This is a genomic window from Nocardia amikacinitolerans (assembly GCF_900215415.1).
In the GTDB taxonomy this organism is placed as follows: Bacteria; Actinomycetota; Actinomycetes; order Mycobacteriales; family Mycobacteriaceae; genus Nocardia; species Nocardia amikacinitolerans.
This window is the reverse complement of sequence record NZ_OBEG01000003.1, coordinates 340,377-366,533: the sequence shown is the minus strand read 5'-3', so window position 1 is coordinate 366,533 and position 26,157 is coordinate 340,377. Positions and strand designations below refer to the sequence as shown.

Below are 26,157 nucleotides of genomic sequence, written 5' to 3'. Positions count from 1 at the left end.
ATGGCCGCCATCGCTATGGACTTCGAGGACATGCTCCGCAAGATCAAGGACCGCCAGTGGGCCCTTGCCGACATCGACTGGGACGCCCCCGGCGCCGAGACCATCACCCCGGAACTGCACGCCCGCCTCGAGCCGTTCATGGCCGACCTCATGTGGATCGAGAACGTCGGCGCGCGCGGTTTCGCCGCCATGGCCAAGAAGGCGCCCACTGAGACCCTGCGCGAGATCTACCGCTACTTCCACGCCGAGGAACAGAAGCACGCCAACGCCGAACTGGCGCTGATGCGCCGCTGGGGCATGCTGGAGGGCGACGAGATCCCGCAGCCGAACGTGAACGTCAAGCTGGTCATCGACTTCCTGGACAAGTACTCCGACGACATGTCGCTGTCGTTCCTTGGCACCGTGATCCCGATGCTCGAGGTGGCGCTGGACGGCGCGCTGGTGAAGTTCATCATGGACGAGATCGAGGACCCGATCTGCCAGGAGGCGTTCAAGCGGATCAACGCCGACGAATCACGCCATCTGGCGGTCGATTTCGCGGTGATGGATCTGCTCGGCCACGCCGAGATGCGCAAGCTGCTCATCGAGCTGGTCGGCGGCTGGGTCAAGCCGACATTCCTGATCGGCGTGCTGAGCTACGTGCCGCTGCTGAACAAGATGCGCGACAACATCGTCGCGATGGGCGTGGACGAGAACAAGCTCTACAAGGCGCTCGAGCGCTACCGCAATGTCGGCGAGCGCAGCGAATTCGCGCGCAGGCTGCCGATGTATCAGATCGTGAAGATGCACGGCGGCTGGGTGGTCGACCGCGACCACCCGTATCACCTGCTTGCCGACGCCCTTGTCAAGATCACCGCGCGGGTGCCGAAGCGGTTGCTGCGCAGGAATCCCACCTGGGCCAAGGAAATCACCTACGAGCCCGCCGCATGAGGAACGACACCATGACCAACGCACAGACGCTCGACGTCGCGGTGATCGGCGGCGGCTTCGCCGGTATCGGCGCCGCGATCCGGTTGAAACAGCACGGCATCGAGAACTTCGCCATCCTGGAGCGCGGCACCGCGCTCGGCGGCACCTGGCGCGACAACACCTATCCCGGTGCGGCATGCGACATTCCGTCGCGGCTCTACTCCTACAGCTTCGCGCCCAATCCGAACTGGTCGCAGACCTATTCGGGCAGTGCGGAGATTCTCGGCTACATCGAGTCCATGGCGACACGGTTTCGGCTGCGCCCGCACGTCCGATTCGGTTGCACCGTAACCGGAATCGCCTTCGAAGAGGACGCGGACTCTGGGACGTCGCGATCGAGGGCAACGCCGTGCCGGTGCGGGCGCGGACCGTGGTCCTCGCCTCGGGACCACTGTCCAACGCGGGCTTCCCCGATATCCGCGGCATCGAGACCTACGAGGGCCACAAGATCCACAGTGCCCGTTGGGATCACGACTACGACTTCACCGGCAAGCGGGTCGCGGTGATCGGCACCGGCGCGAGTGCGGTGCAGATCATTCCCGAGTTGGTCGAGAAGGCGGCCTCGGTCAAGGTCTTCCAGCGCACAGCCGGGTGGGTGCTTCCCCGGGTGAACCGGCGGACCAACCCGCTCACCAAGAGCCTCTACCGGCACGTGCCAGCGGCGGAGTCACTGGCCAGGCGCGCGTGGTTCTACGGGCACGAGTCGGTGGCGCTCGGCGTCGTGTGGAACACCCCGCTGACCCGCGTCGTCGAGGTGGTCGGACGGGCCCAGCTGCACCGGCAGGTGCGCGATCCGTGGCTGCGCCGCCAGCTCACGCCGGACTTCCGCGCCGGGTGCAAACGCCTGCTGATGACCGACGACTACTACCCGGCGTTGCAGCGCGACAACTGCAAACTGATCACCTGGCCGATCGCGCGCCTCGCGCCGAACGGCATCCGCACCGCGGAAGGCGTTGAGCACCAGGCGGATTGCATCGTCTTCGCGACGGGGTTCGAGGTGTCCAAGGCCGGTACCCCGATCCCGATCGTCGGGCGGGACGACCGGGTGCTCGCCGAGGAATGGTCGAAGGGGGCTTACGCGTACAAGAGCGTCTCCGTGTCGGGCTATCCGAATCTGTTCTTCACCTTCGGACCGAACTCCGGACCGGGTCACAACTCGGCGCTGGTGTACATGGAAGCCCAGATCAACTACCTGGTCCGGGCGATCGGCACCATCCTGGACCGCGATCTGCGCATGCTCGACGTCCGCCGGGATCGCCAGGACCGGTACAACGAGACCATCCAGCGCAGACTCACCGCGACCACCTGGAATTCCGGCTGTCACAGCTGGTATCTGACCGACGACGGTTTCAACGCCACCATGTATCCCGGCTTCGCGACGCAGTACGTCAACCAGTTGCGCAGCCTGCGGCTCGAGGACTACCACGTGGTGTCGGCCGACGCGGGCACGCGGGCGGCGCGGGTCGCGGCGGTCTCCTGACAGATGGACCAGGTTCGGCCGCATTCCGCGCATGGGCGGAGCGAAGGCGTAGGTACGCCTCGCTGACCCGCCGCGACGACACGAGCCCGGCGCGCGCCCACGCCGGTGCCGCCGGGCTCGTCTCGATAGACTCGGTCTTTCGACGATCAAGGTCGCGACCGTCCGATGCGGCGCGGCGGGCGAGGAGGTGAGCGCGGTGGCGGAGTATCGGATCGACGATCTGGCCCGCGCGGCGGGCACCACCACCCGCAACGTGCGTGCTTATCAGGAGCGCGGCCTGCTGCCGCCGCCGATCGGCAAGGACGGCCGCGCCAGCATCTACGGCGAGGCGCACCTGGACCGGTTGCGACTGATCGACGCGCTGTTGCAGCGCGGCTTCACCACAGCGCATATCGCCGACTTCATCACCAGCTGGGAGACCGGCAAGGACCTGACCGAGGTGCTCGGGCTGCAACACGCCGTCACCGCATCGTGGGCCAAGGCCGAGACCTTCGAGGTGCCGCGCGAGCTGATCGACACGCTGCTCGGCGCCGAGGCCGGCGACCTCGTCGACCGGTTGACGGAGATGAAACTGGTCCGCGTCGAGGGCGAGACCGTGGTGTTCACCGACACCCAGCTGCTCGCCTCGTTCGCCGAGCTACACGAGTACGGCCTGGAACTACGCACGCTCATCGAGATCTACGCCAAGGTCGCCGACCGGATCGACGACATCACCCACATCATGATCACCGCCGCCAAGCAGCACATCATCGATGAGCACGGTCCGGGCTGGCTGCCGCAGACGAGCGCCGAAATCGCCGAGACCACAACGATGTTGAACAAGATGCGGGAGCTGGCCACCACCTCGGTGCACGCCACGCTCGCCCGTTCGCTCGACGTGACGCTGCGCCGCGAGCTCGGCGACTACCTCGCCACCGCCGCCGAGCGGGAAGCCAAGCGCACCGGCAAAGGCGCCTGACTCAGCGCCGCCGCGCGTACAGCACCGTGGCACAGAGATATCCGAGCAGCGTCAGCCCGAGACACCACAGCACCGCGGCGGCGGTCTCCCCTCCCCCGCCGTCCGTGAGGAAAGTACGCACGGTGCCGATCACGGGCGTGGCGGGCTGGTTCTCGGCGAACCCGCGCAACCAGCTCGGCATGGTGTCGATCGGGACGAAGGCGCTGCTGATGTAGGGAACGAACATCACCGCGTAGGTGAAACCGCCCGCCGCCTCCGGGCTTTTCGCCAGCATGCCGAGCGCGACCGCGATCCAGGTGACCGCGTGCACGAACAGCGCGATCACCGCCAACGCCGCCATCCAGTCGAACACCCCTGCGCTGGAACGAAACCCGAGCGCGAAAGCGACGGCCAACACGATGCCGACCGCGGCGAGATTCCGCACGACCCCTTCGCCCGCGTGCCCCGCGAGAAGCGCCTGCCGGAAGGCGGGCAGCGTCCGAAACCTTTCCACGGCTCCCGAGACCATGTCCGCCGAGACGGCCGTCGCCGTGATGGACGCGCCAAAACCGGTGCACAGCAGGATGATTCCCGGCAGCACGTAATCCAGGTACGGCAAGCCGACCTGGATCGCTCCGCCGAACACGTACACGAACAGCAGCATGATCAGAATCGGCAGCGCCAGCGAGATCACCAGGGTGTCGCGGCTGCGTACGGTGCGCCGCGCCGCGCGCCGGAACATGACTACGGAATCCGCGACGGCCGCGCCGATCCTCCTCATCCGCCTCGTGCTGCGGCGCGGCTCGACAGCGGATGGAACACGAGCGGGATCATTCTGCCGTCCGCTCGACGATGTCGGCCGTGCGGCGGGTAGCGTCCGAGCTCGAATGCAACTGCACCGCCAGGCTTTTCGCCCGCTGGCCGGTCTCCGGCGCGAGCAGCGTCCGCACGCCCTCGGTCAACCGCTCCGCGTCCAGCCGCTGGAACGGCACATGCGCGCCGACCCCGAGTCGTTCGACCTGCCCGCCCCACATCGGCTGATCGAACGACACCGAGCAGACCAGCGTCGGCAAGCCCGCGCGCAGGCTCTCGAAGGTGGTGCCGATCCCGCCGTGGTGCACGGCCGCGGCGCACAGCGGGAAGACGATGTCGTGCGCGAGCGGTCCGACGACTCGCACGTTCGGGCCGGTCTCGGCGTTCGCGGCGTCCAGATCGCTCCACCCCGCGCTGACCAGCCCGCGCCTGCCGAGCCGTCCGCAGACCTGTTCGACGATGGCCAGCACCGCGTGCGTGTCCCGGATGGGCATACTGCCGAATCCGAAGTACACCGGCGGCTCGCCCTCGGCGATCCAGGCCAGCACCGCACTGTGGTCGGCGGCGAGTTCACCGATCGCCTCGCGCGCCGAGCGTTCGAGCGGCAGGAAACCGACCAGCGGCCTGCGCTCACCCCACTCCTCGGCCAGGCCGGGCACCAGCGCGCGGTCGTAGATCTGCACCTCCGGCACGCCGCGGCGGTCGAGCATCGCGGCCGGGCTCGCCGCCGACCTGGGCAGACCGAGTTCGCGGCGCAACTGGTTGAGGTAGCGCAGGAAGACCACCCGACGCAGGTTCTCGGCAAGCGTCCACGTGGCGCGATTGACCGCGGCGGGCGGACGCCAGTGCGGCGGGAGCGCGCCGGGGAACGGATACGCCCCGTTCTTGCGGCCTGGGAAACCGTGCATGGTCACCATCGGCACCCCCATCGCCTCGGCGACCGACGCGGCCCGATCCTCGGTGAGCAACGTGGAGACGATGACATCGGCGTCCCGGCAGACCTCGATCACCTCGCGGTTCATCCGCTCGGCGTAGTCGGCCATCTGCTTGCCGACCAGTTGCATCAGCCGGAAACTGCTGCCCGCGGCAAGCGCCCGCTGGCCCTCGTCGGAGGCATACAGCTGCTGGACGTCCGGACCGCACGGTGTCGCGGCGAGTCCGGCGCGGGCGGTGAAGTCGACCAGATTGGGCGGAGCGCCGACAGTCACCTCGTGACCGCGGCGGCGCAGTTCCAGTCCGAGCGCCACCGCGGGTTGCACATCCCCGCGGGTGCCGGTCAGCGGTATCGCCACTCTCATGCCGTCGCCCCCGCCCGCTCGGCGCGATTTACCCTCATCGGACCTCCTGCGTCCGTACGGTGGTGGCCATGCACGTCGCGTTGTTCACCGACTTCCATCCCGCCACTCTCGGCGGGATCCAGACTTCGGTGAACGCCTTGCGGCGCGGCCTGGAACGGGCTGGTCACCGGGTCACGGTGTTCGCCGCACCCACGCCGGAATCTACCGAACCCGACCCGGACCTCGTGGTCCTTTCGGCACTCGCGGGCGTGCGGGTCAACGGATTCGCGATGGTGCTGCCGACGCCGGACAACACGCGCCGCATCGACGCGGCCTTCGCCGACCGCGGCCCGATCGACATCGTGCACTTGCAGACCACCTACGGTGTCGCGATCGCCGGACTGCGCGCCGCGCGCAGGCACGGCATTCCGGTCGTGCAGACGGTGCACAGTCGCGACGACTCGTTCATCCAGCACACCTCGCCGACGCCGTACCTGTCCGCGCTCGCCGTGCGCCTGCTGCACGGACGCTTCGTTCCGCACCGGAAAACGTTGTCGCACAGCGCTGAATCGCGGACCGCGCGGCAAGCGTGGCACACGATGGTGAACCACGCGCGCGCCGCCGACCGGGTGATCGTGCCCACCGAGCACTTCGCCGACCGCTTCCGCGCGCACGGGCTGGACCGCCCGATTCGGGTGATCTCCAACGGCATCGACGACGAATTACTCGACATGGCCCGTTCCGCCCGTCCCGCAACAGCCTCCACGCCGACAGCGGCGCCGCTACGCGTGCTGTGGTGCGGGCGTCTGTCACCGGAGAAACGGATTCTGGACGCGATCGAGGCCGTCCGCCGAACACCGGGCTGCACGCTGGACGTGTACGGAACCGGCGATCAGGAGGCGGCGGCCCGCGCGGCGATCGTGGCGGGCGGCCTCGCGGATCGGGTACGGCTGCACGGCGGCGTGCCCCAGCTCGACTGCCTCACCGCGATGGCGGCGCACGACGTATTGCTCTTCCCCTCTTCGGGATTCGACACGCAGGGCATGGCGCTGCTGGAAGCCGTGGCCATGGGGCTGCCCGTGGTGTACTGCGACCCCGATCTCGCGGAGACGGTGCCGCCGGGCGGCGGTGTTCGCACCCGTGACCCTTCGGTCGCTTCGATCGCCGCGGCGCTGCGCGATCTGGTCGCCGATCCCGCGCAGCTGATCCCGATGCGAAAAGCCCTGAGCGAGTACGCCGATACGGCGCTACAGTCCCGGTTGATCGCGCAGGTGACCGCCGAGTACGCCGAGCTGACGGCCGCGCGAGGCGCCGATCGTGCCGCATCGCTCGCGGGCATTCCGACCGCCCCGGGCAGACTCCCGCTCCTAGGCCACAGCCTCGCGGCATTGCGCGGCGCACTGCCGTTCGTCGCGTCCCTTGCCGAGATCGGCCCGATCGTGCGCATCTATCTCGGCCCCCGCCCGGCCTACGTGCTGACCACACCCGAGCTCATCCGCGAGGTCGGCTTCGGCGATGCCGGGTCGTTCCATCGCGACGAGCTGCGGGACGCGATGCACGAGGTGATTCGCGGCGCGTCGAATGTGCTCAGCGGGACACCGCACGAGGTGCGCCGCCGCATGATCGCCCCGGCGCTGCGCCAGCGCAGGCTGGCCGAATACACCGCCGTGGCCGCGGATCTGGCCAATGCGTGGGCCGACGCACTGCCCGCGGACCGTCCGCTGAATCTGGTGGACGAGGCGCACCGGCTGGTCCTGGACACCATCTCGGCCACCCTGTTCACCGCCGATTTCGGGGCCGATGCGAAACGCGAAGTGCGCGCCAATGTTCCGTGGCTGCTCGGCCAGGTGATCCAACGGGCCGCACTGCCGCAGGCCGTGCAACGGCTGCGCGTGGTCGCCAATCGCCGCTTCGCCGCGAAGTCCGCCGCGCTGCGCACACAGATCGCGGCCGTCGTCGCCGAATACCGCAGGGCCGACCGCGATTTCCACGACGTGCTCTCCGCCCTCGTCCGGCACACCGATCCGGACACCGGCGCGCGTCTGTCCGACGAGGAGATCGTCGACGAGCTCATCCTGATGCTGGCGGCGGGCGTCGGCTCGACGGCCTCGATCATGGCGTGGGTCTGGCACGAGACCATGCGCAATCGCGACATCGGCGACGAATTGCGCAGGGAACTGGACGATTTCGTCGGTGCGGGGCCGGTCCGGCCGGATCACCTCGTCGCACTGCCCTACTTGCGGCTGGTGGTGCTGGAGACGCTGCGGTTCTGGGGGCCGTGGGTCAGCACCCAGACCGCGGACGGCCCGGTCACCCTCGGCGGCGTCACCCTGCCCGACGGCGCGACGGTGGTCTACAGCCCCTACCTGGTGCACCACACCGAGCGCTACTACCCCGCACCGGAGACCTTCGATCCGGACCGGTGGTTCGCCGGGCGAGTCGAGGAGATCGACAAGAAGGCGATCCTGCCGTTCGGCGTGGGAGCGCGGCACTGCCCCGGCAACAACTTCGCCGTCATGACCATCACGCTCGCCACGGCGGCGCTGTTCGCTCGCTGGCGGCCGGAGCCGGATCCCGGCTACCGCGTCCGGCCGACGACCCTCGATTTCGTGCCGTCGCCGTCCAAGCTGCCGGTGGTGCTGCACCGCAGGTGAACGGCGCCGTTTCCGGGCGTCTACCCGCGCCTTCCCTTGGACGACCTAGCGGGCGACGTACCCTGCTGAACAAGTGTGTGCCGCCCACCGACCAACGGAAATGGACCACCTATGGCCTCCGGACGCCCGATGATGCCGCCGCTCCCGCTCCTGCGCGCGGTCGACCGCTTCCGCGGCGCGCTCGCCGTGCTGCACCGAAAAGTGGTTCCCGGCCACATCGCGCTGATGGAGATGATGACCTCCGGCTGGCTGGCGCAGGCCATCGCGACGGCCGCCGAACTCGGCATCGCCGACGAGCTCGCCCGCGGTCCGCGGCAGGGCGCGGAGCTGGCCGCCGCGGTGGGCGCCGACGAGGACGCGCTGCACCGGCTGTTGCGGCTGCTGATCAGCCACGGCATCTTCGCCAGGCGGCGCGACGGCGCCTACCGGCTGACCCCGCAGGCGCAAGCGCTGCGCAGGGACGCCCCGGTCTCGCTGCGCGACGCGTTCCTGTTCTTCGGGTCCGCTCAGCATCGCGCGCACTGGTCGCACCTCACCGACGCGGTGCGCAGCGGCCTGCCCGTCGGCCCGGCGCTGGACGGGATGCCGTTCTTCGACTACGTGCAGACCGACCGCGAGCTCGGCGAGCTGTTCGACAACGCGATGACGAGCATCAGCACGCTCGCGCTCGAACCACTCTTGGCCGCCTACGATTTCGGCCGCTACGACACCGTCGTCGACATCGGCGGCGGCCACGGCAGTCTGCTCGCCGAGATCCTGCGCCGCGCACCGCGCACCCGCGGCGTCCTGTTCGACCTGCCCGAGGTGGTCGCGGACGCCGCGCCGTATCTGGCCGAGCGCGGCGTAACCGACCGCTGCTCCGTGACCGCCGGATCGTTCTTCGAGGCCGTGCCGGAAGGCGGGGACGCGTACCTGCTCAAACACATCATCCACGACTGGCCGGAGGACGAGGCGGACCGGATCCTGCGCACCCTGCGCGCCGCCATGCACCCGGACTCCCGCCTGCTGCTGGTCGAACTGGTACTGCCCGAACACGATAGGCCGCACCCTGGCAAGTACATCGACATCGAGATGCTGGTCAACGCGGGCGGACGCGAGCGAACGGAGCCGGAGTACCGAGAACTGCTGGCGCGCAACGGCTTCACCCTGCTGCGTGTGGTACCGACGGTGTCACCCGACAATATCCTCGAAGCGTGCCCGGCCGATAGGTAGCATCGGGGTGACGCTTCGAGGGGGACGCATGGCACACGACGAATCCGATCGCTCCGAGGACCCGCGCGCGCACTGGCGGCAGCTGCCGCCGGAACCGACACGGCATATCGAGGAGATCTACCTCGGCCCGAGCGCGTCCGACTACGCCCTCCCGCCTTTCGACCCCGATCAGGACTTCATCCGGCGCTACGGCGCATGACCGGTCAGGTCGTGCAGATCAAGGCTTGGGCGATGAGCGCGACATACAGCGCGAGAACGAAGGCGACGGCGGGTAGGACCGGATGCTCGGATTCGCTCGATCGCAGGAACCGCCATTCCCCGTAGATCGGAATCAGCAACAGCGCCAGCGGAATCCACGCCACCACCGTGTGCCATTCCCACGGCTGGACCAGTGCGAGCTCGACGACCACCGCGAGCACCGCGAAACCGAGAATCGCGCCCGCACTGCCCGCTACACCCAGCCGATTCGAATACAGGTGCTCACCCGGCCGCCGTTCCCGCGCTGTCTTGCGCGCGAACTCGAAGTGCAGGAACGCGCCCGCGAAGACCACCACGACAGCGGCGGTCCGCCACCCGGCGGCAACCTCCCCGGTGTCCCTCGCCGAGACGAGGACATACGCGGCGACCAGCAGCTGAACCGGATACGTGACAACGAGATTGAGCAGAATATCGTCGCGCACCGCGGCCGACCGCCGCTCCAACGCCCACAGGAACACCCCGTACGCCAGGACCACCGCGATCGCCGCGGCGGAGGACACCGACAGAACCAGGCTCGCACCGACAACCCCCACCGCGATCACGCCCATGGCCGCGCGCAGCTCCGCCGCGCTCACCGCCCCGGTGACAAGCGGCCGGTCCGGGTTGTGGACGCGGTCGTAGTCCAGATCCTTCTGCTCGTCGACCATCCGCAGATACAGCAGCACGAAGGCGACGACGACGATACGAAGCACGGTGGCCCAGCCCGGACGCCACGGCGTATCCGGTTGGGACACAAGGGCGGCCGTGCCTTCGAGGGCCAGCACGAAGAGAATGCCGTACAGCAGGTAGTGCGGCTTGTACATGACGGCGGTGAAGCGCGCGACGCGCCGCGCGGAACCGAGCGGGCTCGCCGACCGCACGTCACCGCTCACGCCCCACCCCACCGTTCCCACGCGGTGACCTCGGCGGCGGGCAGCCTGCGCGACGACTTCGACGGGCCGGGCCGCAGGTGCGCGACCGGAACCAGCGCGACCTGGGTGACCTCGTCGAACGGAATCCCTAGCAGCTCGGCCACCTCGCGCTCGTAGGCAAGGTGAGCGGTCGTCATGGTGCCGCCGAGCCCGCGCTCGTGCATGGCGAGCAGGAAACTCCAGACAGCCGGATAGATCGAGCCGTAGAAACTGGCCAGGTGCAGGGCCGAACCGGTCGCGGGCGGGCGGCCGAGCGAGCAGACCAGCACCAGCGCGGGCACCTCGTGCATGCACTCGGCCAGATACCTGCCGGACGCGAGATCGGCGAGCTGATCGGGTCGCGGTGTGCGAGCGGACAGGTACGCCGCGAAACCCTTGCGGTAGTACTCCGCGATCTGCTGCCGGGTCCTCTGGTCCTGCACGACAAGGAAGCGCCACGGCTGCCGGTTGGTGCCGCTGGGCGCGTGCACGGCGGTGTCGAGGCAGTCCAGCAGCTCGGCGCGGTCGACGGGGCGGGTGAGATCGAGCCGTCTGCGGAAGGCGCGGGTCGTCCGAAGCAGCTCGGCGGCGTTCATCGGGACGGCGTTCATCGGGGTTCGGCGATGGTCTCGGAATCCAAAGCGTCCACGTCGAATTCGAGATCCACCCGGGCCGCGACGGCGCCCGCTTGGTGGATTTCGCAGTGCACGACGGTGGTGTCGAGGCCTGGTTCGGTGATCTCGGCGACGCACTCGGCGGGCAGATCCAGTTCCACGAACCGGTCGAAGGTGCTTGCCACGCAGACCAATCGGGGCAGATCGCGCAGCACCATGCTCAGCGCGGTCTGCCTGCACGCCTCGATCAGCAGGCTGCCCGGCACATGGTCGAGCTGGTGATCGAACAGGAAGGGGTGGGACAGGTCGGGGACCAGCGCGGCGCGGGCGACGCGACCGTCCGTGTCCGGCGGCGCGATCACGACATTGCGCCAGTTCTCCCGGCCGACCGTCGCCGCCCCTGCGCGCTCGCCGAGTGCCGCAGCGCCGTGGAAAGCACCGAGTCCCAAGCTTTCCCGGAACTGGTGGCGCAACCCCGTCCACTGCCGCGGCGTGGTCCAGGAGAAGGAGCCGTCGACGGTGAGCATCGCCTCGCCGCCGGAGAAGATCTCCAGCACCATGTCCAGGCCATGGAGCGTCTCACCGCGGCGGTGCCTGCGCGGAACCCGCACGTGCATCACCAGATCCGCGGGGGCGATGCCGGTCTCCCACGCCGGGGTGTCCGAGCCGGTGCCGTTGAACGTTCGCACGATGAACGCCATATCCCCTGGCACACCGTAGAACTCGTGGGTGAGCGAGATCGCCGCCTGCCGCGCCGCCTCCATCACCAGCAGCGGGTCGTGGCGCAGGCCGAGCGATCCGGCGTGGTCGCCGTAATAGGCGTGCATGCGCGGTAGCTGGGCGCCGACCAGGAACGTGTCGGGCCCGATGGTGTCCAGCGAGGTGACGAACACCTCCGAGACCGCGCAGCGGTGCGCCAACTGCCTGGGAACGGTGCGGTTGTGCGTGGCGGTCTTCTCGACTGCCGCGTGTGTTGTCACGATCGGCCCTCCAACCATTCTCGCGCGGCCACCGGCGGCAGCGTCTGCGGCCCCGTACCGACCCGCATCGGAAGCACATACGACCCGAGCACCAAGACCGACCAGGGATCCAGTTCCGCGCCCGCGGCCCACGCCGAATACAGCAGGCGCGCGCCGTCCGCGTCCTCTGACACGTCGATTCCACTGCGGCGCAGGTTCTTTACGATGTCGTGCAGCGCCTCGTCCCGATCGAAGCTGCGCGCCGGGACCGTCGCGTACAGGTCGGCCGCCAACGCACTGACCGCCGCCGTGCGATCCAGCCCGGCCGTCACCTGCCCGAGCAGTTCCCCGCGGGTGTGCTCGTCGAAATAGATGGCCAGTTCACGCAGCACGTCGGCCGGGTCGTCGGGCGAGTGCACCAGGTTGAGCAAGAAGTTGTGTCTGCCCAGCACGTACCGCAATTCGCCTGGCTTGCGTTCGCGCGGATCGGTGGCGCCCTTGGCCTCGGTGAGGCGAATCGGCACGGGCAGCGCGTCGTCGGCGCCGTGCACGACAAGCACGAGCACATCGGAGATGTCGACGAGCAGGTCGGCGAGCCGCCTGCGCTCCGGCGAGGCGATGTTCCACGCGAAGTACCACAGTGCGCGCACCAGGTGCCGGTTCACTCGCATCCGGTGCGCGGCGACAACGCGAAAGCCGTTGGCGGGCAACCATTGCAACGTGGGTTCGATTGCGCGCGCCACGATCGCGTCCGGCTTCAGCAGCAACAGCGAATGCTGCCTGGCGAAAGCGGCGGGATCGATGCCGAGCCGCTCGAGCTGGTCGACCGCCTCCTGCACGTAGGTGTCGTCCGCGTAGGCGTCGATCTTCGCCGCGGCGGGCGTGAGGTGGCCCAGCAGGGCGTGCAGCGACGCGCCGCCCGGTTCCGTCGGCAACGCCGTCATCGGATCGCCCCGTCGAAACCGTTGGCGGCCAAGACCTCCTCGATCGAGGGCAGCGGCACGCCGAGGTAGCCGGTTTCCAGGCAGTAGTCCAGCAGCAAGCGCAGGTACGCCTTGCCGGTGGGCGGCGACGGACGGCCGAGCAGTATCTCGGCGCGCGTGGTGTCGAAGTCGAGGCGGCGCTCGAAATAGCTGGTGTAGAGCGCGCCGATCCGGCGGTAGTACTCGCGCTCGACCGGATCCAGATCCGCTTCGGCGAAAGTCGATTTCGGCACGAAGGTCGCCACCTCGAACGACGGGTACTCGGCGAGCACGTCGGACACCTCGCGCAGCGAGAGCGCGTCGCGACCGAGCGCGTGCAGCGTGCGGGAGTCCGCCGAGTCGAAATCCAGGACGGCCGCGGCGATCACATCGGCAACGTGGTCGACCGGGGCGAGCGCGAGGGTGGCGTCGTAGCGACCGGGCAGGGTCCGCAGCTTGCCCTCGACCATCAGCTTCACGACGGTGTACAGGTTCTTGTATTCGCGGATCTCACCGGTGGCCGCGTGACCGGTGACGATGCCGGGCCGCACGATGGCCCACCGCAATCCAGCATCGGCCGCCGCGTGCACGAGTTGTTCGGCGCGAAACTTGCTGCGCTCGTACCGGTTTCCGAACGACTGGCCCACGTCGAGTTCGTCTTCGCCGATCGTGCCGCCGCGCATTCCGCACACGTAGGCGGTGCTGACGTGCACCAGCGGCACATCCCATTCCAGCGCGAGCGCGATGGCGTGCTCGGTGCCGCAGACATTGAGTTCGGCGTAGTCGGCGTCGGAAGCGTCGAAGGCGGTGGTAGCGGCGCAGTGCACGATCATGCCGACCCGCTCGGCGAGGTCTTCGCAGTCGCGTGCCGAGAGGCCGAATCCGGGGCGGCGGATGTCGCCCGCCACGGGCGTGCCCGCCTCCAGCACGGTGCCGTCGTTGCGGACGATGTCGGCGTTGCTGTGCAGCACCGCGGCGACGGGCCTGCTCGCCGCGGACAACCGAGCGACCACTTCCGCGCCGACCAACCCGGTCGCGCCGGTGACCAGCACGGTCTCGCGCTCACCCATGATCGCTCCCCCGCGCGTTCTCGACCAGCGCGATCACCTCGCCGACCCGGCGGACACCGACCAGGTCCTGCGGCCGTTGTCTCGGCAGTTCGAATGCCCGCTCGAGCGCCAGAGTCAGCTCCATCAGGCGCAGCGAGTCGAAACCCAGATCCTCCACGAGGCGGTGCTCGTCGGCCAGGTCGGCGAGCGGTTCCGGCGCCATGGCCTGGACGAGGCGCCGCACCCTGGCGGCGAGGGCGGTGTCGGCGGCGGCGGTCATGACGGTTCGCTTTCCCGGAGATGGGGCTGGTGGCCACCGGTGGTGAGCAGGTCGCGGGCCTCGTCCAGCGGCAGGTCGGTGTCGAGGTAGGCGGCGAGGCGCAGCCAGTCGTAGCCGATCGCGAGGGTGCGCCGCCACTGCTCGCGCGAGTCGAACGAGGCAGGGAAGCCGAGCGCCGCGTCGGCGCCGCCCGCGACGGTGCGCACCAAGGCGACGAAATCGTCGAGGATCGTGAGTCCGCCGGAGGTATCGCCGCCGCGAGCAAGCAGTTCCGAGAAGCGCACTCCGCGTGCGGTGTCCAGCTGCTCGAGCACTTCCGTGCGCCGCCGCGCGCCGGTCGGCAGCAGTCGCGCGACCGTGGTGGACGGCGCCACGTCGGCGGGTAGCGGATGGATGCCGAAGGCGGAGAGCAGGACTCGCACCGCCATGGCGATCAATCGGTGCGCGGCGATGTCGGCGACGCCGCCTTGACCGTTCTTGACAGCGCCCGCCAGATCCTCCCTGGCGTTCTCCAGCACGATGTTCGACCAGACCAGGTGTAGCGCGCACTCGGTGAAGCGGCGCGCGGGCAGCGGCGAGAGGGTGGCGATCGCGTCGTCGCGCGCCGCGCCGGTCAGACCCAGCGCGGGACTGTGCGCGCTCGGCACCGGCGTGTAGGGCGCGGCGGGCTTGCACATGGCGAGCGCGGGTTCGATCGGGCTCGCCGCGCGCCACTGCAAGCCGACGAGTCCGAGGCGCACGAATTCGGCCAGCTCCGTGGCGATGTCGCGCGGGGCTCGGGCGAGCACGTCGCGCACGGAGTGCTTGAAGACCACCGATCGCCAGGCACGGGCGGCGGTGTCGGAGAGCGCGAAGACGTCGCGGTCGTCGCGCACGACATGGATGCGACCGCCGATGGTCCAGGTCGTGACGGCCGGGCGGCGGGCGAAGAGGACGCGGTGCGGGTCGTCGATCGCTTCCGCGATGCCGAGATCGGCTACCAGTCGCCAAAGTTGTTGCCAGGTGGTGTCTTCAGCCAGGCGTCGGGCGTGGGTGTCAGCCCATGCCGCGGGATCGCTCAGCTCTCGGTAGCGGCCGATGACGTCGTGGCGGCCGATCCGATCGAGTTGGTGCGGTAGCCATTTGGTCTCCAGGTAGGTCTCGCCACGGCGGGCCGCCCACGCCTTCACGGCTTGCAGCAGTCCGTCCATGGCCCACTCGTTCGCCTCGTCGGCCGCACGCAGCGCGCGCAACGCCACCGCGTAGCGCAGCGCCTGCACCGCGCGAGCCGTCCACCACTGCGACATCAGGGTTCGGAAGTCGTCGTGTGGCAGGAGGGCGCGCATGCCGTCGATATCGACAGCGCCCGGCCGGACCACCGTGGCGCGCAGGAAGCGCTGGCAACGGTTGAGCAGGTCCTCGTCCAGCTCGGCGGGAACGCCCGTGGCCGCCCGCTCCAGCTGGCGGTGCATTTGGACAACCGAGCGGGTGCGGACCTCCACCCGGCGGCCGTCGATGAACAGGACCGTCGGCAGGGTCGGGAGTTCTTCGGTGCCGGGGACGACCGCGAGGAAGTCCACATCGGAGCCCTCGTTGCCGAAGCCTTCTGCCAATGAGCCCTCGAACAGCACCGCCGAATCGTCCGGTAGCGCAGTGCTTTCCAGCGCGGCGTCGAGGAGTTGACGCACGCGCTCGGTCGGCAGAGCGGGCTCGGGGGTCTGCGAATCCGCGGTCAGCGCGGTGGTTCCGTCCGCCTCGTGCACCTGCACCCCGGCGAGTCCGCCGTCCCGGAACAGCTGCCACAGGTGGCGGCGGCGCGGCTTGCCGCTGGACGTGCGGCGGATGGTGCCGCGCGGACCGGTGACGATGGTGATCGCGGCCGCCGGACCCAGCTCGCCGCGTATCACCTTGCGCGCCTGCGCTGTCCACGCACCGGGCGGCGCTTCGGCGAACAGCGCGATGCCCGGCGCGCCTACGTCGGTGAGCGCGACGGCGGCCAGTTTGCCTTTGGTCAGGCCGGTCTCACCGGCCACCCGGGATTCGATGTCTTCCATGAACACCGAGCGGCCGCGCACCTTGAGGCTGGAGCCCATTCTGCCGAGCACGAAAACCTCGCCGCGGTAAAGGAATCCGGCGTCTCCGGTGTAGAGCTCGCCGTTCGTGATCCGAGTCGCGCCGCCGTCGTCGTCGCCGGTGTAGCCCATCGCGACCGAATCACCGACGACCACCAATTCGCCAAGCACGCCGTCGGGTAGTTCGAGCCCTTCCTCGTCGACGGCTCGGACGGTCGATTCCGGCGTCGAGTAGCCGAGTCCGGTGATCCAGCCCGCACCGTCGACGCGGTGGGTGTCGTCCAGCCGCGCCTCGGCCAGCACCCCGACCGGGTGTCCGAAGCGCAGGTTCGGGGTGTCCAGGCGCAGCGCGGTGATCGGCCGTCGCCGCGCCGAGGACGTCACCATCAGCGTGGCCTCGGCCAAACCGTAGGCCAGCGTGTAGGCGTCCATCGAGAAGCCGCGTGGTCCGGTGAGCTCGGCGAACGCCTGGAGATCGGCCACCTCCACCGGCTCGGAGCCTACGGCCAGGGTGCGCCAGCCGGACAGGTCCAGATCGGCGATCTCCTCCGGCCGGACCCGGTGCGCCACATAGCCCAGCGCGAACGAGGGTGACGGCGAGTGCTGGGCCGAGGCCATCGCGCGCAGCCAGCGCGCCGGGTCGCGGACGAACTGGTCCGGCCGCATCAGGTAGAGATCGCCCTGATTCGTGACGGTCGTCAGGAACGCGCCGACCAGGCCCATGTCGTGATAGAGCGGCAACCACGACACCATGGCCTCGCCGTGGCGCCAATCGATGAGCCCGGAGATCATGGCGATGTTGTTGGCCAGGTTGCGCCAGCTGACCCGCACCCCACGCGGCGTCCCCGTGGAGCCGGAGGTGAATTGCAGCAGAGCGCATTCCGCGGGCATGCCGAGTTCGCGCTCGGCGGGCGGCTGCGGCAACTCGGGGCCGATCACCAGCGGCTCGTCGCGCCGACCGGCCGCCACCGCCGCCCGGCGCACGAGGTCCTCGAATTCCGGTGCGGTGACCACCAGCCGCGGCGCGGCGGCGGTCAGTATCGCGGCGATGTGCGCGACGATCTGGTCGAGATCGCCGAACATGGGCGGCGCGATGGGGGTGAACACCCCGCCGCAGGCCCACACCGCGTAGAAGGCTGCGGTGCAGGCGAATCCGGTGGGCATGACGACGCAGGCGCCCTCGCCGCCCGCGAGTCCGTGCTCGCGCATCAGCGCGGCGATGGACCAGGACTGCTCGGCCAGTTCGCGATAACTGCGGAATTCCCAGCCGTCCGCCTCGTCGGCCAGGTGAATGCCGGCCTCCCGCGCCGGACGCAGGAGCCAATCTCGCACGGCCGCAACGTCTTTGTCAGGTGCCATCGCGGTCAACTCCTTCGGACAGCACAGTAACCGTTCCGGCCGTTCCGTCCACCCGAATTCGCATACTGGTCCGTACTTTCTTCGTGACGTCCTTGACCTGAACGACCGTCGGCACCCCGAGCTCGCGTGCGACGATCGCCACGTGCGTGAGCGGGCTACCGCGCTCGATCACCAGCGCGGACGCCGAGGGCAGCGCGGCGACCCATCCCGGGTCGGTGCGGTAGGCCACCAGAATGCCGCCCGCGACATCGCTCGGCTCGCCGACGACCACCGCCTCGCCCTCCACGATCCCCGCCGCCGACGGGGTACCGCCGAGCACGGTGCCCACGGTCGCGGCGGGCGTCTCGCCGACCGGCACCCAGCCCTGCGCGGCCAGTTCCGCGCGCCCGAACGTACCGCCACGGGTGACGAATCGGGCGGGCGCGACCAGATCGGCGTCGGCGGCGCGCTGCGCCTTGCGCGCGGTGACCAGCGCGCGGAGCGGCTCGGTGTCGGCGCCCTCGTAGCAGCCACGCAGTTCGTCCACGGTCAGGTAGAACACGTCGGCGAATTCGTCGAGCACGCCGCGCTCGACGAGGTCCCGGCCCATCGCCCGGATCATCCGCTTCACCATGCCGAAGGCCCTGGTGCGGCAGAACCGCAGGCGCTCGCGGTGCGCGGCGCACCGAGAAACCTTGGCGCGCAGGCGTTCGTAGATTCGGCGGCGCGCGCCGCGCAGGTGCCCGTCGAGGTAGGCCTCGGCTTCGTCGCGACGGTCGGACGGGGTTTGATGCTCGCGCACCCGGCCGAGCGCGCTGCGCAGCATGATGAACAGACCCGACGGATCCTCCCGCAGGTCCGGCGTCTCGAGCTTCAGTTCGTCCAGGCTGCGGTAGCCGTAGCTGTCCAGGTAGGCGTCGACCTCGGCGCGGAACTTCGGATGGTCGGCGACGGCGTCGTACAGCCGGTCCGGCGGGGTCGAGCGCACCAGCGCCGTCAGCTCCGCATCCGCCGCCACGGTTTGGGCGAGCGCGGTCATCGCGCGGGCGGGCTCGGCCGATTCGACGTCGGCTCCGGGGCCGACGACCGCGTACAGGAACCACTCCGGCGCGTTCGGCAGCAACGCCTTGGTCAGCGCGTAGAGCAGGCCGGTGCAGGTCAACAGGATCGCGTCGAGCACCATCAGCGGGCCCCAGCGTTCGACGAGATCGCGATCGACCGTGCGGTAGGCCTGGTAGGCCTGTTCGCCGGACAGCGACGCGTAGTCGAGACCGTCGTATTCGTCGTAGACGCGGTAGAAGTCGGCGAGGAAGTCCTCGATCATCGCGTCGATGCCGAACAGCCGACGCAGGTACACGGCCGTGGTCACGGTGCGGGACCGCAGCCGGGTCAGCGGGTTGCGGAAGGTGAAGGGCCGCAATGTCTTCGCGAGGTCGTCAGCGAGTGGCTCGGCGACACCGAGCGCGGCCTCCAGCACCCTTCGGTTGAGCGGATAGCCCGGCGCGATGCCGACCATCCGGTACCAGTGCAGCAGGTTGTAGTACACCCGGCCGTGAAAACAGCCGAGCAGCACCGGAGTCCACGCGTCGGTCTGCCGCAGCTGCTCGGGCGGCACGCGCAGCGAGGCGGCGTAGCCGCGGTACACGCGACCGTAGATGCCCGCCGCGGTCGTGTAGGTCAGCGGGGAGGTGATGCCGCTGAAACTCTCGATGATGTTGGAGTTGTCCCAGATTCGCAGTTCGCCGGGCGCTAGCGTCTCGCCCGCACCGCGCAACAGCGCGTCCGTCGCCTCGGCGGGCGCGGTGGTGATCGGACGGGACTGAAGTATCCACAGTCCCACGTCGTCCAGCGCCCACTCGACGTCTTGCGATGCGCCGCAGACGATTTCGATCTTGCGGCCGAGCTCGACCAGTTCGGCGATCTCGTCGTCGGCGAGCACCGCCTGCTCGCGCAGCTCCGCCGCCACTTCGCCGACCTCGCAGCCCTGTTCCGCAGCGGGGCGGTAGCTGCTGTCCTTGTCGCCGACGATCGTGTCGAGCACGACGCCGGTCGCTTTGTCGACGGTGACGGTGTCCGCGTCCACCGCGCCCGACACCAGCCCCTCGCCGAGGCCGTACACCGCGCTGATCACCATCCGGTCGGACGCGCCCGTGCTGGGATCGGCGGTGAACAGCACGCCGCTGGCCCGCGCGGCCACCAGCCGTTGCAGCACAACGCCCGGCGCGCCGCCGACCGGGCGCGACCGCGCGAAGGCGTACCGTATCGACCGCTCGGAGAATGCCGAGGCCCAGCAGTCCCGCACGCGGTCGGCGACCGCCGCGACGCCGTCGACGTTGAGGAAGGAGTCGAACTGTCCCGCGTAGGAGTGCTCGGCGCCGTCCTCGACGACCGTCGACGATCGCACGGCGATCCGGCCGCCGCCGATCCGTTCGTATCCGTCGGCAACGAGATCGCGCAGATCCGGGGGCAGCGGAGCGGAGCGGAGCGCGGCGCGCAGGTCGGCGGCCAGCGCCAGCGCCCGGTCCGGATCGTCCGCTTTCCGGAGCGTGGAAACTCGCTCGGCCAACCCGTGTTCGGCGAGGAAGCGCTCGAACGCGTCGGTGCCGAGCGCGACCCACTCGGGAACTCGGAAACCTCCGCTGTGCACGACGTGCAATCCGCGCGCCTTGCCGCCCGCCAGCGCGGCGACCGTCGCCGGTCGGTCCCACGTCCCGAGTACCTGCACGGCATCTCTCCCATCGCCCCTGATCGACGCGTCGGAGCCGGGCGCTCCAGGCCCGCGTACGGCCGCGCGAGAACCAAGGGTTCGTCTGGGTATATCCGAGTTGTCGCCGCGGCGTTAGCCCCTGATCCAGTGGTACCAGTTCTCGAACAGTTCGTCTCGCGGCCGGGGACACCGATATGCTGCGGGCAGTTCGGTGGGTTCGGTGAGGAGTGATTCGGCGTGGGTTGGACGTTCACCCCGGACGAGTTCGCCCACATCTGGCGGGAGACGCAGGTGGATCGCCACCCCTACCCGCTGCGCATCCTGGAGACGCCACGCACCGAGCACGAGGCCGAGGTTCTGCGCGCCCAGCTGAAACAGCGCCTACCGCTCGGCGCTGACCCCGACCTGTCCGCCTGCCTGCGCATCCTGGCCGAACCGCACACCAGGATCGTCGCCATCGGCGGCGCGCACACCCCGAACAGCGAGCTGCGGCTGCTGGCCTGCGCGGTGTACGACCGCGCGGTGCTCGCCATTCAGGAACCCGGCGCCCGCCCCGATTTCGGCGGCCGGGTGCGCATCTCGATCGGACACGCGAGCAAACTGGGCGCCCGTATCGCCACGCTGCTGCCGAAGACACCCGCCGGGCGCGAACCCGCTCGCGCCGCGAGCGCCGCCGCGGTACGCGACACCGAGACCGTCGTCGCCACCCAGCCCGCCGCCAACCCCATTCGCAGGCTGCTGCTCAAACCGCACACCGCCGAGGGACACCTACGCATCGAAGCTCGGCTCGATCGGGACGAACCGGTCCCGCCGATCCACTACACCTGGATCGATGTGCAGGGCGACGGGCGCTACCTGATCAAAGCGGACGAGACGGTGCACATCGTGCCAGCCTCGCCCGAGCAGATCGCCGCCCAACTGCAGAAACGCATTCCAGCACAGGCAAGATGAACTCGTTAAGCTGAAGCCAACCGACCGATCCCCGGGGGGTGCGCATGACGATCGAGAGCAGCCGAGCCGATATAGCGCGGTTCAAGCAGGAAGCGCAGGCAGGCACCGTCAAGTTCGATCCGGACGCGGCGCGGCGGTGCGCCGAGATCTACGAGAACCAGGCCGACCGGCTGATCTACCTTCAGCAGCGCCTCGAATCCGCCGCGGAACTGCACGGATTCGGCGGTTTCGTCTCCGCGCAGCAGCTGCAGGCCGGATTCGGGCACAAGGCGCGCGACGCCGCCGCGCTGCTCGATCACTACATCGAGGCCGCCTATCGCATGAAGGAAGCGTTCCTGATCAGCGCCGGACTCTACGAAGAAGCCGACGCCGCCAATGCGGCCGCGCTGCGCGCGGTGGAAACGAGGCTGCCCCGATGACCGGCACCGATCCGACCTACATCAGCTCGATGGAGCACTTCGAGTCGATGCCGCACGAGGAGATCTACGCCAAGACCCAGCAGATCGACGCAGGCGAGATCCTGCGCGCCTCGGTCACCTGGCTCGAGGTCGCCGCCGCGCTGGCCGCCTCGATGCCGCTGAGCCGCGGCGGCGCGGACCGGGTCATGAACGGCATGGAATGGGAAGGCGCGGCGGCGAACGCCGCGTACGCGAGCACGCGGAGCTTCGCCGCCTCCGTCGACGAACTCAGCGCCGTCATGGGCCAGGTCGGCGCGCGCCTCGGCGGTGTCGCGGCGGCGGCCGAAGCGGTCAAGCTGGCCGTGGTGCCGCCCGGCAGCTCGGGACCGATCGGCGCCATCGCGCAACTGCTCGAGGCGGCGAACGTCATCGACGCGCAGATGGCGCAGGAGGCGCTGCGGCAGGAAGCCGTGCTCGCGATGAACATGGTCTACAAGCCCGCCTATTCGGTGGCGGGGACCGGTGTGCCCGCGCTGCCGGAACCGCCTGTGCTGTCGATACTTTCGGACGAAGGGGCGATTCCGCAGTCGCCGAACGGGTCGAAGGAATACGGATCGGAGAGTGCGCCGGGAGGGCCGAACGGGTCCGCGTACGCGCCGCCGGAGAGCCGAGCGCCGGAAGACGTTCCGCCAGGCGCGGATTCGCAGCCGGAGCCGCCCGCGGATGCCACGCCGGAGCCGTCGCCGCCCGAATCGCACGCGCCCACCGCCCCGACCCCGGACGCGACACCCGATGTGCCGCCGGATGCGCCGCCGAGCCAGGAGACTCCTCCGCCCACGCAGGAGACCCCGGCACCGCCGACCTCGGACGCACCGCCGCCCACCCAGCAAGCCCCGACACCTCCGCCTACCCAAGACGCACCGCCGCCCACCCAGGCACCGCCGACGCAGGACGTCCCTCCGCCGACTCAGGACACCCCGGCGCCTACCCAAGAGTCGCCGGTGCCGCCGCCAACGCAAGAAACTCCCGCACCGCCACCCACCCAGGACGCGCCGGTGCCGCCACCCACGCAAGAAACCCCGGCTCCGCCGCCCAGCCAAGAGTCGCCGGTGCCGCCACCTACCCAAGAAACCCCGGCTCCACCGCCCACACAGGAGATGCCTGCGCCCCCGCCTACCCAGGAGGCCCCTCCTCCCCCGCCGTCACCGGAACCGGTTCCGCCGCCTGGCGAGCCGCTGCCGGATCCGGGCGGCCAACCCGGCGTCACGGGGCCCATCCCGGAGGGTGCGAACCAAGGCTCGTCCCATACCGACCAGCCGGGCGTTGTCCCCCACTCCGGCACGACCAGCTAGCCCGCCGGATTCACAACGGACCACCTGGTGGCGGCGCGCACGAAACCCGCGCCGCCACAACCCAACACCCTCGCAACCCGTCCACACTCAGTGCGGAAACAGCACGCTCCGCAAGGCAGCACGCAAAGCCCGGCCCCAGCGGGACCATCCAGGCGGGGGTTCCCACACACCGTTCACACGCCTCACATAGGCAGCAACTGTGTGAGGCGTACGAACGGTGTGTGGAAGCCTCGTGACCGACGGCCGAGCGATTCCAAGCGGGCGCTGGAAGGTCAGGCCTTGACCAAGTCGTCGGCGTGAATCACCGGGCGCTGCATGGTGTCCGGTAGTTCGGTGGTGGAGCGGCCGAGCATGGTGGACAGTTCGGTGCTGTCGTATTCGACCACGCCGCGGGCGATCAGGCGGTGGTCGGCGGCGAGCAGGTCGACCACGTCGCCGCCGTAGAAGCGGCCGCGGACGGCGGTGATGCCCGCGGCGAGCAGGGAGCGGCGGCGCTGGGCGACCGCTTGCACGGCACCGTCGTCGAGGACGAGGGCGCCGCGGCTGTCGGCGGCATGGCGGACCCAGAACTTGCGGGCCGACAGGCGAACCGGGCGCGCGGCGAACGCGGTGCCGACGGTGCCGGAGGCGAGCGCGGTGGCGGCCTCCTCCGCGGCGGCGAGCAGCACGGGAACGCCCGCGTCGGCGGCAAGCCGGGCGGCCGAGAGCTTGGAGGCCATGCCACCGGTGCCGAGCGCGCCGCCGCTGCCCGCGATGACGCCATCCAGATCGGCGCTGCTGCGGACCTCGGGGATGAAGTTGGCGGCGCCCTTGCGCGGGTCGCCGTCGTAGAGCCCCTCCACATCGGAGAGCAGGATCAGCGCGTCCGCGCCGACCAGGTGCGCGACGAGGGCCGCGAGCCGGTCGTTGTCGCCGAACCGGATCTCCTCGGTGGCGACCGTGTCGTTCTCGTTCACCACCGCGATCGCGCCGAGCGAACGCAGGCGGTCCAGCGTGCGCTGGGCATTGCGGTGGTGCTCACGCCGGGAGAAGTCGTCGGCACTGAGCAGCACCTGGCCTACGGTGCGGCCGTAGCGGGCGAAGGAGGTGCCCCACGCGTGCGCCAGTGCCAGCTGGCCGACGCTCGCCGCCGCCTGCTTGGTCGCCAGATCCCTTGGGCGACTGGCCAATCCGAGCGGTGCGAGGCCCGCACCGATGGCGCCCGACGACACGACGACCACGTCCGAACCCGCGCGCATGCGGGCCTCGACCGCGTCGGCGAGCCGGTCCAGCCGCGTCGTGTCCAGACCGCCCTTCAGACTGGTCAACGCCGACGAGCCGATCTTCACCACGACGCTGCGCGCGGCGGCGATCGCCTGCCGCGCATCGCTGAGCCCGCCGGGCGACACCGCGTCCGCTAGCCCCGAATTCACCTGCGTCACAACTGAACTCCCTGTACCGCAACCGAATGTGCTGTCCGACGGGCGGTCCGCCCGAACCCGCCGCCGAACGATCGAAACCGTTCGGCGGCAACGGTTTGCACGATCAATCCTCGTCCTCGGTGACCAGACCGCGGCGCACCCGCGAGGCGTGCTTGCGCTCCGCGGCGCTGACCCGGTCGGTCTGCTCCAAGCGGATGTCGGTGCCGCGCCCGGTCGGCACGTGGTCGATGCCCGCCGAGATCTGCGGCTCCCAGTCGAAGCTGACGTCGCCGATGGTGACCGGGGCGCCCGGTTCGGCGCCGAGCCGCACGAGCTCGTCCTCGACACCGAGGCGGGCCAGCCGGTCGGCCAGGTAGCCGACGGCCTCGTCGTTGTCGAACTGGGTCTGGCGCACCCACCGCTCGGGGCGCGTGCCGCGCACGATGAAGCCGCCCGGCTCGTCCGGATCGGCGATCACGCTGAATCCGGACTCGTCCACCGCGATCGGCCGGATCACCGGACGCTTCGGCGCGGCCTTCGGGTGCGCCTCGCGGTACTCGCGCACCAGGTCGGCGAGCGCGAATGTCAAGGGGCGCAAGCCCGCTCGGCTCACCGCGGAGATCTCGAAGACCGGCCAGCCGCGCGCGGTGAACTCGGGCGTCACCATCTCCGCCAACTCGGCGCCATCGGGGACGTCGGTCTTGTTCAGGATCACCACGCGCGGGCGGTCGGCCAGGTCACCGAGGCCTGCGTCGGCGGCGAGCGCGGGCTTGTAGGCGGCGAGTTCCGCTTCGAGGGCGTCGACGTCGGAGACGGGATCGCGGCCCGGTTCCAGGGTCGCGCAGTCGACGACGTGCGCGAGCACCGCGCAGCGCTCCAGGTGGCGCAGGAAGTCAAGGCCGAGGCCGCGGCCCTGGCTGGCGCCGGGGATCAGGCCGGGCACGTCGGCGATGGTGAAGGTGGTGTCGCCGCTGGCCACCACGCCGAGGTTGGGCACGAGCGTGGTGAACGGGTAGTCGGCGATCTTCGGCTTGGCCGCGGAGAGCACCGAGACCAGCGACGACTTGCCCGCCGAAGGGAAGCCGACCAGGCCGACGTCGGCGACGGACTTGAGCTCGAGGACGAGATCGCGTTCCTCGCCCTCCTCGCCGAGCAGCGCGAAACCGGGCGCCTTGCGCGCCTTCGAAGCCAGCGCCGCGTTGCCGAGTCCGCCGCGTCCCCCGCGCGCGGCGACATAGCGGTTGCCCGCGCCGACCAGGTCGGCGAGGATCTCGCCGTCCTTGTCCAGCACGACGGTGCCGTCGGGCACCTTCAGCAGCAGGTCGCCGCCGGTCTTGCCGTCCCGGTTGCCGCCCTCGCCCGGCTTGCCGTTGCCCGCCTTGGCGTGCGGGTGGAAGTGGAAGTCGAGCAGCGTGTGCACGTTGGCGTCGACCTCGAGGATGACGTCGCCGCCGTTGCCGCCGTTGCCGCCGTCCGGTCCGCCGAGCGGCTTGAACTTCTCGCGGTGCACCGACGCGCACCCATGACCGCCCTTTCCGGCACGCACGTGCAGCACGACACGGTCGATGAATTTCGACATGGTCGAATCATCCTCCTTCTGGGCTGG

At 69.9% G+C, this 26,157-nt stretch carries 20 protein-coding genes and 1 pseudogene; 9 read left to right on the top strand and 12 right to left on the bottom strand.

Going from position 1 to position 26,157, the window contains the following annotated elements:
• The 3 genes and pseudogenes from CRP45_RS15925 to CRP45_RS15915 all read left to right on the top strand — a co-directional run bounded on the left by CRP45_RS15925 (position 1) and on the right by CRP45_RS15915 (position 3,407).
• Positions 1-930: a ferritin-like domain-containing protein gene (locus CRP45_RS15925; protein ID WP_425436938.1), complete on the top strand. Its 930-nt coding sequence runs from the start codon at positions 1-3 to the stop codon at positions 928-930.
• Positions 931-941: 11 nt separating this feature from the next.
• Positions 942-2,449 (top strand): annotated as a pseudogene (locus CRP45_RS15920) (flavin-containing monooxygenase).
• Positions 2,450-2,645: 196 nt separating this feature from the next.
• A complete protein-coding gene (locus tag CRP45_RS15915; RefSeq protein WP_067787491.1) occupies positions 2,646-3,407 on the top strand; it encodes a MerR family transcriptional regulator in 762 nt (253 codons plus the stop codon).
• Position 3,408: 1 nt separating this feature from the next.
• Here the strand turns inward: CRP45_RS15915 and CRP45_RS15910 are convergent, their stop codons facing one another.
• Together CRP45_RS15910 and CRP45_RS15905 are read right to left on the bottom strand one after the other, a co-directional pair.
• Positions 3,409-4,167 carry an ABC transporter permease gene (locus CRP45_RS15910; protein WP_097245721.1) on the bottom strand — a complete coding sequence of 253 codons (759 nt, stop codon included), beginning with the start codon at positions 4,165-4,167 and terminating at the stop codon, positions 3,409-3,411.
• A gap of 49 nt (positions 4,168-4,216) precedes the next feature.
• On the bottom strand, positions 4,217-5,497 hold the full coding sequence (locus CRP45_RS15905) for a glycosyltransferase (protein ID WP_097245720.1): 1,281 nt from the start codon (positions 5,495-5,497) through the stop codon (positions 4,217-4,219).
• A gap of 68 nt (positions 5,498-5,565) precedes the next feature.
• Between CRP45_RS15905 and CRP45_RS15900 the strand changes: the two genes are divergently transcribed.
• From CRP45_RS15900 to CRP45_RS33855, 3 genes are all read left to right on the top strand, one after another.
• Positions 5,566-8,130: a cytochrome P450 gene (locus CRP45_RS15900; RefSeq protein ID WP_097246099.1), complete on the top strand. Its 2,565-nt coding sequence runs from the start codon at positions 5,566-5,568 to the stop codon at positions 8,128-8,130.
• Between the two features lie 111 nt (positions 8,131-8,241).
• On the top strand, positions 8,242-9,342 hold the full coding sequence (locus CRP45_RS15895; RefSeq protein ID WP_097245719.1) for a methyltransferase: 1,101 nt from the start codon (positions 8,242-8,244) through the stop codon (positions 9,340-9,342).
• Between the two features lie 28 nt (positions 9,343-9,370).
• Positions 9,371-9,541: a hypothetical protein gene (locus tag CRP45_RS33855; RefSeq protein WP_179830889.1), complete on the top strand. Its 171-nt coding sequence runs from the start codon at positions 9,371-9,373 to the stop codon at positions 9,539-9,541.
• 4 nt (positions 9,542-9,545) lie between these two features.
• Here the strand turns inward: CRP45_RS33855 and CRP45_RS15890 are convergent, their stop codons facing one another.
• The 8 genes from CRP45_RS15890 to CRP45_RS15855 are packed head-to-tail and all read right to left on the bottom strand — an operon-like array spanning position 9,546 to position 20,468.
• Positions 9,546-10,493 (bottom strand): UbiA family prenyltransferase, encoded by a 948-nt coding sequence (locus CRP45_RS15890; protein ID WP_245910166.1) that lies wholly within the window; start codon positions 10,491-10,493, stop codon positions 9,546-9,548.
• Complete coding sequence (locus tag CRP45_RS15885; RefSeq protein ID WP_245910165.1) at positions 10,469-11,101, bottom strand: nitroreductase family protein; 633 nt, start codon at positions 11,099-11,101, stop codon at positions 10,469-10,471. Before CRP45_RS15885 ends, CRP45_RS15890 begins: the two co-directional genes overlap by 25 nt.
• Positions 11,098-12,084 carry a ScbA/BarX family gamma-butyrolactone biosynthesis protein gene (locus CRP45_RS15880; protein WP_245910164.1) on the bottom strand — a complete coding sequence of 329 codons (987 nt, stop codon included), beginning with the start codon at positions 12,082-12,084 and terminating at the stop codon, positions 11,098-11,100. The genes CRP45_RS15885 and CRP45_RS15880 overlap by 4 nt, the downstream gene beginning before the upstream one ends.
• Positions 12,081-13,007: a nucleoside-diphosphate kinase gene (locus CRP45_RS15875; protein ID WP_097245717.1), complete on the bottom strand. Its 927-nt coding sequence runs from the start codon at positions 13,005-13,007 to the stop codon at positions 12,081-12,083. The genes CRP45_RS15880 and CRP45_RS15875 overlap by 4 nt, the downstream gene beginning before the upstream one ends.
• A complete protein-coding gene (locus tag CRP45_RS15870) occupies positions 13,004-14,095 on the bottom strand; it encodes an SDR family oxidoreductase (protein WP_097245716.1) in 1,092 nt (363 codons plus the stop codon). Before CRP45_RS15870 ends, CRP45_RS15875 begins: the two co-directional genes overlap by 4 nt.
• A complete protein-coding gene (locus CRP45_RS15865) occupies positions 14,088-14,354 on the bottom strand; it encodes an acyl carrier protein (protein WP_097245715.1) in 267 nt (88 codons plus the stop codon). The genes CRP45_RS15870 and CRP45_RS15865 overlap by 8 nt, the downstream gene beginning before the upstream one ends.
• Positions 14,351-17,764, bottom strand: a complete 3,414-nt coding sequence (locus tag CRP45_RS15860; protein WP_097245714.1) for an AMP-binding protein — start codon at positions 17,762-17,764, stop codon at positions 14,351-14,353. The genes CRP45_RS15865 and CRP45_RS15860 overlap by 4 nt, the downstream gene beginning before the upstream one ends.
• A complete protein-coding gene (locus CRP45_RS15855; RefSeq protein WP_097245713.1) occupies positions 17,754-20,468 on the bottom strand; it encodes a phosphoenolpyruvate synthase in 2,715 nt (904 codons plus the stop codon). Before CRP45_RS15855 ends, CRP45_RS15860 begins: the two co-directional genes overlap by 11 nt.
• 219 nt (positions 20,469-20,687) lie before the next feature.
• Here CRP45_RS15855 and CRP45_RS15850 point away from each other — a divergent pair, with 219 nt between their 5' ends.
• The 3 genes from CRP45_RS15850 to CRP45_RS15840 are packed head-to-tail and all read left to right on the top strand — an operon-like array spanning position 20,688 to position 23,151.
• Positions 20,688-21,401: an ESX secretion-associated protein EspG gene (locus tag CRP45_RS15850; protein ID WP_097245712.1), complete on the top strand. Its 714-nt coding sequence runs from the start codon at positions 20,688-20,690 to the stop codon at positions 21,399-21,401.
• A 44-nt stretch (positions 21,402-21,445) separates the two neighbouring features.
• A complete protein-coding gene (locus tag CRP45_RS15845; RefSeq protein WP_067787410.1) occupies positions 21,446-21,820 on the top strand; it encodes a hypothetical protein in 375 nt (124 codons plus the stop codon).
• The gene (locus CRP45_RS15840) at positions 21,817-23,151 is read left to right on the top strand and encodes a hypothetical protein (protein ID WP_097245711.1); all 1,335 of its coding nucleotides are present in this window, start codon (positions 21,817-21,819) and stop codon (positions 23,149-23,151) included. The genes CRP45_RS15845 and CRP45_RS15840 overlap by 4 nt, the downstream gene beginning before the upstream one ends.
• 272 nt (positions 23,152-23,423) lie before the next feature.
• Here the strand turns inward: CRP45_RS15840 and proB are convergent, their stop codons facing one another.
• Together proB and obgE are read right to left on the bottom strand one after the other, a co-directional pair.
• A complete protein-coding gene (gene proB, locus CRP45_RS15835) occupies positions 23,424-24,539 on the bottom strand; it encodes a glutamate 5-kinase (protein ID WP_067787494.1) in 1,116 nt (371 codons plus the stop codon).
• Between the two features lie 136 nt (positions 24,540-24,675).
• Positions 24,676-26,130, bottom strand: coding sequence for a GTPase ObgE (gene obgE, locus CRP45_RS15830; RefSeq protein ID WP_097245710.1), 1,455 nt, complete (start codon positions 26,128-26,130; stop codon positions 24,676-24,678).
• Between the last annotated feature and the right edge of the window lie 27 nt (positions 26,131-26,157).